The organism is Mesorhizobium sp. M7A.F.Ca.US.006.01.1.1 (assembly GCF_003997935.1).
GTDB lineage: Bacteria > Pseudomonadota > Alphaproteobacteria > Rhizobiales > Rhizobiaceae > Mesorhizobium.
Window position 1 is genome coordinate 1 of record NZ_RZQL01000316.1, and the last position, 6,708, is coordinate 6,708.

Below are 6,708 nucleotides of genomic sequence, written 5' to 3' on the forward strand. Positions count from 1 at the left end.
ATCAGGCGCTCGCCCAATGGCCCCGTGGAGACGACGATACGCAGGCGTTCGGCGTCGCTGATCATGCCGTCAACGATGCGCTGTGCATTGTCGTTCAGGAATGCCGAACCGTCTTTCATGTCCGGTCTCCTTCCCATTGGAGTTGCAATTGACTGGCTTGTCCCTTGATGAGCCGCTTGGTCGATTGGGCGCTCGGACCGCGCGCGAAGACCGTACAGACAGGGTCGCCGGCAATCAGAAGGGTGCCGGCCGACTGTTGGTCCGCTGTCCATTCAGGCCAGGCAATCGACGGAAAGTGAGTGATTGGCGTCGCGGCGTAGGTCACCATCGACGCCATCGAATCGACGAAGCGCGGCAAGCGGAAGACCTGACCCGTCGCGGCGCGCAGATGCGCTTCGATCAATGGCGCGTCGACATCGTCGAAAATGTCCAGGGTGGCCCCCGGCCTCGGATTGATCTCGATGAATTTGTAGCCATCCGGCCCGCGGATGAGATCGGCGCTGCACAATCCGACCAGGCCGGCGCGTCGCGTCAGACTTGAGAGCCAACCGCCGATAACCGCCGCCTGTCTGCGATCGAAGCGTCTCAACCGCACGGCGCCGCCGTAGCGATAGGGCGCTGCCGGGGAGGGGGATGTCCATTGTTGGCTGAAGCCCGCGACTTGCGCGGTTTGGCCATTGCCGACGAACAGGGCCGAGATGCTGCGTCCGGCAACGAAACGCTGGAAGTAGCGGCCGGTGGTCGGGCTTTCGCCGGCAGCCCGTCTGACGTGCCCACCGCCGGCGCCGCCCGCGGTCTTGACCACCCAGTTCTCCGGATCAGGCGGCTGGTCCCATCGCAGTTGCGGATGCGGGATGCCAAGTTCGGCGCAATCGTCGGCCAGCAACTGCGGATCCTTGATCCTGCGGATTGCGGCGCCGCTATTGCCTGCGAGCGGAAAGTGTCGCGCGATTTCGTCCACGGTCTCAGGCATCCGCTCAAACCCAGAGCCCAGGATAATGGCGGCCGGCAGGTCGTCTCCAGCCAATCGCCGAAGCGTGTCGACGATGCGCTCGTCGTCGATGCCCCCTTGCAGGTCGCCTGGCAATATCGTCGCGCGTTCTGCGAGCGCGACGGTGTCCGTATCGCAAAAGAAATCGGCGACCAGCGGACGATAGCCGGCGCGACGCGCGGCGGCGGCCAGCGCCCGGCCTGAAATTGCCGCGATCAAAAGTGATCCGGCGTTACTTGGCAATCTCGCGTGCAAGGGAAAACGCTTCCTGAAAACCGAGCGTGATCGTCTTTTCGGATTCGATCATTCTTTTGAAGAGACCGAATTCGACCTTATATTTGACATTGCCGATGGCAAGCGGACCAATGCCGACAGCTTTTGCCGCTTCGAGTGGATCGCCATTGGCATTGACGGCCAATCCTTCGATGCCGGCCGGAGGAACGGCGTTGACGTCGGCCGCAATAAGCAGGCCATTGCCTTTCAACTGGGCTTTGGAGACCACTTGGACGCCAGCTTTGGCGCAAGCCAGGATAATTTCGTTCGCCTCGACCAGCTTTGTCTTGCGGGCGTCGCTCGATCCGTCAGCGGCATCGACGATGATGTTGAACCTGCTTTCGATCTCGGCCGCGATCTGCTTGACCCGTTCGATGCCGTCATGGCCGACAAGTGTGACCCGGGCACCTTCCCCTGCCGCGATGACGGCGGTGCACAAGCCGACGACGCCGGTGGCGCCGAAAACAGCCACCCTCGTATCCCTGAGCGCACGCTGGAATTTCTTCTCCAGCGCCTTTTCGACCTTGGCCACCATCGCCGCGGCCGTGGTGAACGAGCCGGCCGGATCGGCAAATACCGAAACCTGGAAAGGCGGCACCATCGCCTTCTTCGCGGCGTCGAACATGTCGAGCGCCAACGAGGCATCCTTCCCGGCGATGAAGATGCCGGTGTCGACACCCGCATCCGGCGGGCGCGAGAAGATCGCGTCCTGGACCAGGCCTGTCACTTCGGCGAGGCTTACATCGACATAGGGGACGACGGCGTCGAAACCTGCGTCGAGCGCCATGTTCACGTCGAAGGGGCTCATCTGCTTCAACGGTGTCAGCATGTGCAGGATGTGTTTGCGGGCCATTTCTTGCCTTTCTGCCTGAAACGGGAGCGTCAGCTGCCGACGAGATTCAGCCTGGTTGAGCTGATCTTCGCGCCGGAGTTCCTGCCCTTGACGATCTTGATTTCAAGGCCGTCTTCAACTGTCGTCTTCCGAACCGCGTCGACGAACTTGAGCGCGGCGTCGTGCGATGGCGCGAAGGCAAAGCCTGTCGGCCCCCAGGAACTCTGGCCGATGCCGACGGCGCCTGCTTCATTGAGACAGTGGGCCGCCATCTCGACCCGCTTCGAGGTGAACACGCCGCCCTGCGCCGGGGCGAAATGGCTGCCGATCAGCATCTGTATCGCGGTGACGGCGGCGCCGAATGCCGGGAGGTCCCGCTCGACCAAAGCCGGCATAATGCCCATCAGCACCCGCCGGCAGATCTCCCCACTGCCTGCCGTTGGGAATGGCGGCAGCGAACGAAACGCCGCGACCTCGGCTGCGCCATGCAGTCCATGCCCGGAATGGTCGAGGATGAGGATGACGCGCCACTCTTCCGGAAACGGCAGCCGCGCGACGACCGGAGGCGTTCCGCCGCGGTCGTTCTTGCCGGCGTCGACTGTGACGCCGCCATCTTCGAAACTTGCGATGCCGATGCCGGATCGGCCGCCCCGCTCGAGCAGGCTCGCGTCGCCGGCAATATCCAGAGGCAAATTATGGAGAGTGCGCAACGCCGAGGCGACGGCAAGGGCGATCTGCGTGCCGGAGCCCAGACCCGCATGACTGGGGATCGACTGCTCGACCACCAGATGGTGCTGACCGCGAATGCCGAGATGCTTGCAGAGCGTCGACAGATGCTCGCTGGCGCGGGTGCTCTCGGAGCCTTCGACGATGGTCTCGCCGGACCGCGACAGGGTGACGACGGTTTCGGGTTCGCTCAATGGAAGCCCGACACTGCCGAACCGCCGTCCGGCATCGCCATTGAGATCAAGGAAGCCAAGGTGCAGGCGAGCGGGCACTCGTATGGTAACAGAATTCGACATCTGCCCCCCGATGGGTGCATCATGGATGCATCATGGAAGTTTAGGTGCCCGGTACCATGATAACTGTTTTCGTCGATGGGGCAAGCCAAAGAGAACGCATCCACGTGTTTGCCGGCTCCGGCGTGTAGACAGACCGAGCAATTCGCGGAGGTCGAGATGAACGAGACAGTCAAGGAAAAGGTCTATTCGGAAGCCGAGATCGCCGACCGGCTTGAGAAGGAGCTGCCGAAATGGCGTTATGAAAACGGCTGGATCCGGCGCAAATACAAGACCCACAGCTGGAAATCGACGCTCATGGTCATCAACACGGTTGGCCATCTTGCCGAGGCGGCGTGGCACCATCCTGATATCACCGCCTCCTATGCCTGGGTCGAGGTGCGCCTGACGAACCACGCGGCGAAAGGCATTACCGACAAGGATTTCGAGTTGGCGAAAAAGATCGAGGATGTTGTCCAGTGGCAGCCGGCCAAGGAAGGCGGGGCACTGGAGGGCACTCCGCCGACCGATCAACGCTTCGCTTACATCAAATATGACTAGGCAGGGTCGGATTTTGTTGACGCGTATGAAAACATTCGCTGATCCGCTGCAAGGTGGGGTTCACGGCCAATCCAGTTTCGTCTAGGATCGGGCCGGCACCAGAAAGTAGTTTAGCGAATGGCGGTTGCTTGGATCGGCAACCGGGAAGCGCTGATTGAGCACGCGGCTGCGCATGCCGCGTCGCTATTGTCGTCAAGTCGGTGCCCGGTTTTCAGCTTTGATACGGATATAGATGGCACCAGGGCGGCGATCGCGCTGGCCGAGCGGGCTGGCGCGGCATACGACCATGCCGATGGCGCGGCACTTGCCCGAGAGACCGCGCTTTTTACCGACAAGGGGGCAATGACCGTCGCCCCCGGAGAGACGCGCCGGCGTGCCGATGTCGTGGTGATCGTGGGCGAGCTCCCGCGGATCCATCATGGTCTTGTTGGCGAACTCGCCGGGACGGTTCCCGACCTGTCGACCGGGAACCAGCGCGCGTTCTTCGTGGTAGGCCCAAACGGGATGTCTGTGCCGCCGCTGAACGGCGGGCGCGAGGCAACGCAACTTTCCTGTGGCCAAGCTAGCCTCGCCGCCACGCTGGCGGCACTGAGGGCCCAGCACAAAGGGCAGCGTACATCGCAATCGGTGTCGAATTTCAATGATTTCGCCAAAGCTCTGGCGGCCGCGCATTTTCCCGTGTTCCTGTTTTCAGGCCACGCCGCCGAAGGCCTGGCATTGGAGATGCTGCAAGGACTGATCGCCGATCTCAATCGCAAATCGCGCGCATCCGGCCTTCATCTGCCGGCGAACGGAAACGGCTGGGGAAGCACGCTCGCCTCGGCCTGGATGACAGGTTTTCCACTGCGCACCGGCTTTGCGCGCGGCTTCCCGGAATTCGATCCCTGGCGTTACGATGTGCCGCGCATGATCGCTGCCGGGGAAGCCGACCTGCACCTGCGGATCTCCTCCACGACTGCCCAACCGAAGGAAAAAAAGCGCCGCATGGCACTGATTGCGTTGACGAAAACGCAAGAGCCGGTTGCCGGCGCCGCAGTCACCATCGCCATCGGCGAGGCTGGGATCGATCACGATGCGGTTGTCTACTCCAGCCGCACGGGCTCGCTCAGGTCGATCGATGCGCAAGCGGCTTCGCAATTGCCCTCCGCCGCGACGATCATCCGCCTGATCGCTACCCAAGCTTTCGCCGAGGCACTGCCATGCTGACGAGAATCGCCGGCGGCGACATCATCGATCCCGTCAACGGCCGTCTCGGCAAAGGCGACCTCTGGATCAAGGACGACAAGATCGTTCCGGCCCCGGCGGGAGGGGTGGCCGACCGGACCATCGAAGCCAGCGGCTGCATCGTGATGGCTGGCGCCATCGACATCCACTCCCACATCGGCGGCGGCAATGTGAACACCGCGCGGCTGCTCTTGCCCGAACAGCATGCCGCCCATCAGTTGCGGCCAGCAACGACGCCGCTCTCCAATGCCGGCTGGTCGACGTTCCAGACGGGCTGCCTCTACGCCAAGATGGGCTTTACGACGGTCGTCGAGCCGGCAATGTCGCCGGGAGCGGCGCTTCACACGCATCTCGAACTGGCTGACATCCCGATCATCGACAAAGCAACCCTCGCCATTCTCGGCAATGACGATTTCCTGTTGTCGATGATCCGCGACGACGCCCCCCGAACGATGATCGAGGACTACGTCGCCTGGACGGTCGCCTCAACGCGAGCGCTTGGGGTCAAGGTGATCAACGCCGGTGCGGCGGCCGCCTTCAAGGAGAACGTCCGCACCTTCTCGCTGGACGATGTCGTGCCTTCCTATGGCGTCAGTTCGCGCAAGATCGTCAAGACGCTGCAGGCCGCCGTCGACAGTCTTGGCCTGCCGCATCCCCTGCATGTCCATTGCAACAATCTGGGCAGCCCCGGATCGGCGGATACGGCGGCTGCGACGATTGCAGCGGCGGATGGACTGCCGCTGCATCTCGCCCACCTCCAGTTCTATGGCTATGGCACGGAAGGAAAACGCGGGTTTTCTTCCGCCGCCGCACGGCTTGCCGAACTGGTCAACGCGACGCCGGAAGTCACCATCGATATCGGCCAGGTGATGTTCGGCCAGACGGTCACGGTCTCCTCCGACGTCATGCGGCAGTTTTCGGCGCGCGGCAGCGCGCACCCGAAAAAGATCGTCATTCATGACGGTGACGGCAATGGCGGCGGCATCGTGCCTTACAGCTATGGCAAGGACTTCTACGGCACGATGCAGTGGGCGATCGGGCTCGAGCTTTTTCTCCTGATCGACGATCCCTGGCGTGTGTTCTTCACCACCGATCATCCCAACGGTGCACCTTTTACCGCTTATCCGGCGCTGTTCGAACTGCTGATGAGCCGGGAAGCGCGCGCCGAAATGACCGCTGGACTTTCACGATCCGCTCTGGCGCTCTCTACCTTGGCCGCAATCGACCGCGAATACACGTTCGAGGAAATCGCCATCATGACGCGCGCGGCGCCGGCCAAGCTGCTCGGCTTGACGGATCGAGGCCATCTCGGCGCCGGTGCAATAGCCGACATCGCTGTCTATCGCAGGGACCGCAGTATCGCGAAAATGCTTGGACAGGCGGCGTATGTTTTCAAGGATGGCGATCTCGTCGTTCAAGACGGCGAAATCATCCATTACCGCTGGGGCAAGGCATTGAGGCTCAAGCCGCCTGTCGACAAGGCAATGGTGCGACGGCTCGAGGACTATCACCAACAGCGCTACGGCCTGTCGCTGGACTGGTTCAATTTTCCGGATTCCGCAATTGCGCGCGAACAGCCATTCGGCGAGGTGCCATGCCGAACATGAGCGTCAATGGGGTAACGATCGACGATACCTTCGCCGAAGCCTTCGGCATGCGCGCAACCGCCATCGTCATCACCGCGCCGAGCCGGAAATGGGCTCGCCAGGCGGCGATCACGATGACCGGCTTCGCCACCTCGGTGATCGGTTGCGGCTGCGAAGCGGCAATCGATCTCGACCTGCCGCCATCGGCCACACCGGATGGCCGGCCGGGCTGCCGCGTCATGA

General features: G+C 62.5%; 6 protein-coding genes and 1 pseudogene. 4 read left to right on the plus strand and 3 right to left on the minus strand.

Translation table 11 applies throughout. From position 1 onward, the window contains the following. Positions 1-115 precede the first annotated feature (115 nt). From EN943_RS33305 to EN943_RS33315, 3 genes are read right to left on the minus strand one after another with little or no spacing between them, the layout of a single operon-like run. On the minus strand, positions 116-1,210 hold the full coding sequence (locus EN943_RS33305; RefSeq protein ID WP_127416178.1) for an ATP-grasp domain-containing protein: 1,095 nt from the start codon (positions 1,208-1,210) through the stop codon (positions 116-118). 13 nt (positions 1,211-1,223) lie between these two features. After that, positions 1,224-2,117 carry an NAD(P)-dependent methylenetetrahydromethanopterin dehydrogenase gene (locus EN943_RS33310; protein ID WP_127416179.1) on the minus strand — a complete coding sequence of 298 codons (894 nt, stop codon included), beginning with the start codon at positions 2,115-2,117 and terminating at the stop codon, positions 1,224-1,226. A 29-nt stretch (positions 2,118-2,146) separates the two neighbouring features. After that, positions 2,147-3,118, minus strand: a complete 972-nt coding sequence (locus EN943_RS33315; protein WP_127416180.1) for a beta-ribofuranosylaminobenzene 5'-phosphate synthase family protein — start codon at positions 3,116-3,118, stop codon at positions 2,147-2,149. Between the two features lie 156 nt (positions 3,119-3,274). Between EN943_RS33315 and EN943_RS33320 the strand changes: the two genes are divergently transcribed. From EN943_RS33320 to EN943_RS33335, 4 genes and pseudogenes are all read left to right on the plus strand, one after another. Next, complete coding sequence (locus EN943_RS33320; RefSeq protein ID WP_127416181.1) at positions 3,275-3,655, plus strand: 4a-hydroxytetrahydrobiopterin dehydratase; 381 nt, start codon at positions 3,275-3,277, stop codon at positions 3,653-3,655. A gap of 117 nt (positions 3,656-3,772) precedes the next feature. Next, on the plus strand, positions 3,773-4,861 hold the full coding sequence (locus EN943_RS33325; RefSeq protein WP_127416182.1) for a tungsten formylmethanofuran dehydrogenase: 1,089 nt from the start codon (positions 3,773-3,775) through the stop codon (positions 4,859-4,861). Then, entirely contained in the window at positions 4,855-6,486 is a 1,632-nt protein-coding gene (locus EN943_RS33330; RefSeq protein ID WP_127416183.1) for a formylmethanofuran dehydrogenase subunit A, read from the plus strand. Before EN943_RS33325 ends, EN943_RS33330 begins: the two co-directional genes overlap by 7 nt. Beyond that, positions 6,474-6,708: pseudogene (locus EN943_RS33335) on the plus strand (formylmethanofuran--tetrahydromethanopterin N-formyltransferase); the annotation flags it as partial. The gene EN943_RS33330 and the pseudogene EN943_RS33335, both read left to right, overlap by 13 nt.